This is a genomic window from Aquitalea sp. S1-19 (assembly GCF_024343515.1).
Map to the genome: position 1 here is coordinate 1 of NZ_RJTZ01000195.1, position 2,952 is coordinate 2,952.

At 56.8% G+C, this 2,952-nt stretch carries 3 protein-coding genes; 2 read left to right on the forward strand and 1 reads right to left on the reverse strand.

Going from position 1 to position 2,952, the window contains the following annotated elements:
- Positions 1-5 precede the first annotated feature (5 nt).
- Positions 6-956, reverse strand: coding sequence for an HTH-type transcriptional regulator CysB (cysB, locus tag EGI20_RS17000; protein ID WP_498632893.1), 951 nt, complete (start codon positions 954-956; stop codon positions 6-8).
- Between the two features lie 112 nt (positions 957-1,068).
- Here cysB and EGI20_RS17005 point away from each other — a divergent pair, with 112 nt between their 5' ends.
- The gene (locus EGI20_RS17005; protein ID WP_498632894.1) at positions 1,069-1,776 is read left to right on the forward strand and encodes a phosphoadenylyl-sulfate reductase; all 708 of its coding nucleotides are present in this window, start codon (positions 1,069-1,071) and stop codon (positions 1,774-1,776) included.
- 19 nt (positions 1,777-1,795) lie between these two features.
- Positions 1,796-2,952 (forward strand): nitrite/sulfite reductase (locus EGI20_RS17010; RefSeq protein ID WP_498632896.1); only part of this gene is annotated, 1,157 nt, incomplete at its 3' end.

Here is a 2,952-nt window from a genome sequence, read left to right on the forward strand (position 1 = left end):
AGGCTTCAGTCGTCTGCCGGAAAGCGCGGGTCATGCGCCAATAGTGCAGCCTCTACCTGTTTGCGCTGCAGATGGGGTGCGAACAGTTCGATCAGCGTATAGGCAAAACCGCGCAGATAGGCATCTTTGCGTATGCCTATCTTGGTGGTCGAGGGCGCGAATAAGTGGGCAGCGTCGATGGCAACTAGTTTGCTGTCGCGCTCGGGCTCGAAGGCCATGCTGGCAATGATACCGATGCCCAGACCCAGACCGACATAAGTCTTGATGACATCGGTGTCGATGGCGGTTAGCACGACGTTAGGGCTGAGTTCGGCATTGGCAAAAGCTTTGTTGATTTTGGAGCGGCCGGCAAAGGCAAAGTCATAGGTAATGATGGGGTAGGCGGCGATGTCTTGCAGTGTCAATGGCTGTGTCAAACGGGTGAGCTCATGCCCTTGTGGCACGACAATGCTGCGGTTCCACTGGCAGCAAGGCAGCATGGCCAGTTCCTTGTAGAGCTCGATGCCTTCGGTGGCAATGGCAAAGTCGGCCTCGCCGGCGACAACCATTTCACAGATCTGGGTCGGGCTGCCTTGTTTGATGGAGAGCCTGACCTTGGGGTGGCGTCGTACAAACTCGGAAATCACCGACGGCAACGCATAACGGGCCTGGGTATGGGTGGTCGCGATGGTCAGCGAACCTTCGGACTCGCGCGAGAATTCTTCGCCTACGCGCTTGAGATTCTTGGCTTCATGCAAGATGCGCTCGGCGATGCGCAGGATTTCCTTGCCTGGCTCCGACACTGCCACCACGCGTTTTCCATTGCGGATAAACACCTGGATGCCCAGTTCGTCTTCCAGCAGGCGTATCTGCTTGGATATCCCCGGTTGCGAGGTATGCAGCTTTTCCGCCGCCTCGGATACATTCAATCCTTGTTTGGCGACTTCAACCAGATAACGCAGTTGTTGCAGCTTCATGCCCCGCTTCCTTTTTATAAAACCAGATGGAATTAGATATTAGCACGATATTCTTTAAAGTTTATAAGTCAATTGGGTAGCATGCTGTCAGAAGCCGCTGAGGAAAAGCCTGATGAATCTGGAAGATAAACTGTCACATACCCGCGCCTTATTGCAGGACATTGCCGCAAACGAGGCCTCGGTGGTGCTGGCCAATAGTCTGGGCGCCGAAGATATGGTGCTGACCGACTTGATTGCCGACATGCGCTTGCCTATCGGTATTTTCAGCCTGGATACCGGCCGCCTGCCTGCCCAAACGTATGACTTGATGCAGACGATGACGGAACGCTATCCGGCTTATCCCTTGCAGGTTTTCTTTCCTGATAGCCAGGCGATCGAAACATGGGTGGCGCAGCACGGCATCAACGCTTTTTACCAGAGTGTCGAACTGCGTAAAGCCTGCTGTGAGGTACGCAAACTGCAGCCTTTGCGTCGGGCTCTCGCCGGGCATTCAGCATGGGTGACCGGCTTGCGCCGCGAGCAATCGGTCACCCGGCTGGATATGTCCGAACGCGAGCCGGATACGGCTCATGGCTTGATGAAATACAGCCCTTTGCTTGACTGGAGCGAGGCCGATGTGTGGGCATATATCCGCCAGCACGGCGTGCCTTATAACGCGCTGCATGACCGGCACTATCCGTCGATAGGCTGTGCACCCTGTACCCGCGCCATCTCCGTAGGCGAAGATGTGCGTGCCGGACGCTGGTGGTGGGAAAATCCAGAATCTAAAGAGTGCGGCTTGCATGGCAAGGTGAGCCCGCTGAAACCGGCCTCGGCCTGAGTCGCACTTGGAGACACGTATGTACCGATATAACGAAGTCGATGCCCGCATTGTGGGCGAGCGGGTGGCGCAGTTTCGCGACCAGACCCGGCGCTTTCTGGCTGGCGAATTGTCCGAAGAAGAGTTTCGTCCCTTGCGCCTGATGAATGGCCTGTATATACAGCGCCACGCACCGATGTTGCGGGTGGCTATTCCTTACGGGCATTTCAGCAGTCATCAGATGCGCAAGCTGGCACATATTGCCCGCACTTACGACAAAGGCTATGCCCACTTTACCACCCGGCAAAACGTCCAGTTCAATTGGCCGGCGCTGGAGAGTGTGCCGGATATTCTGGCCGAGCTAGCCGGTGTTGAAATGCACGCAATCCAGACATCAGGAAATTGCGTACGCAATACCACCACAGATGCCTTTGCCGGTGTGGCAGCTGATGAACTGCTGGACCCGCGCCCCTGGTGCGAAATTATCCGCCAGTGGAGCACCTTGCATCCCGAGTTTGCCTATCTGCCGCGTAAATTCAAGATTGCGGTCTCAGGCAGCCTGGAGGATAGAGCCGCAACCTGGGTGCATGATATCGGGTTGCAGGTGGTCAGAAATGCCGACGGCGAGGTCGGCTTTCGCGTGCTGGTGGGCGGAGGCTTGGGGCGCACGCCAGTGATAGGCGAGCAGGTTCGGGAATTTTTGCCGGGCGAGCATCTGTTGACCTACCTGGATGCCGTGCTGCGCGTATACAACCGCTTTGGCCGGCGTGACAACAAATACAAGGCGCGCATCAAGATTTTGGTCAAAGCGATGACGGTAGAGGGTTTTGCTGCCAAGGTCGAGGATGAGTGGCAGCATCTGAAAGGTGGTGCGGCGACCTTGCGCGCGCAGGATATCGCGCATTTTGCCAGCTTCTTTACGGCACCGGCTTATGAGGTGCTGCCGCCTCATCCAGTCGAGCTGGCAGCCGCCATGGAAGCACATCCTGCTTTTGTGCGCTGGCTTGAACGCAATACCCGTGCCCACCGGCAGCCGGGTTATCGCGCCGTAGTGTTGTCATTGAAAAAAACCGGCGTGCCGCCTGGTGATATTACGGCCGAGCAGATGGATGCCGTAGCCGGGATGGCCGAGCGCTTCGGTTTTGGCGAGATTCGTGCCGCCCACGAGCAGAACCTGATTCTGCCGGATGTACGGGA

Bases quoted from the DNA above. Each gene is read 5' to 3' on its own strand.
- EGI20_RS17005 (WP_498632894.1), top strand. From the start codon at position 1,069: ATGAATCTGGAAGATAAACTGTCACATACCCGCGCCTTATTGCAGGAC.
- cysB (WP_498632893.1), bottom strand. From the start codon at position 956: ATGAAGCTGCAACAACTGCGTTATCTGGTTGAAGTCGCCAAACAAGGA.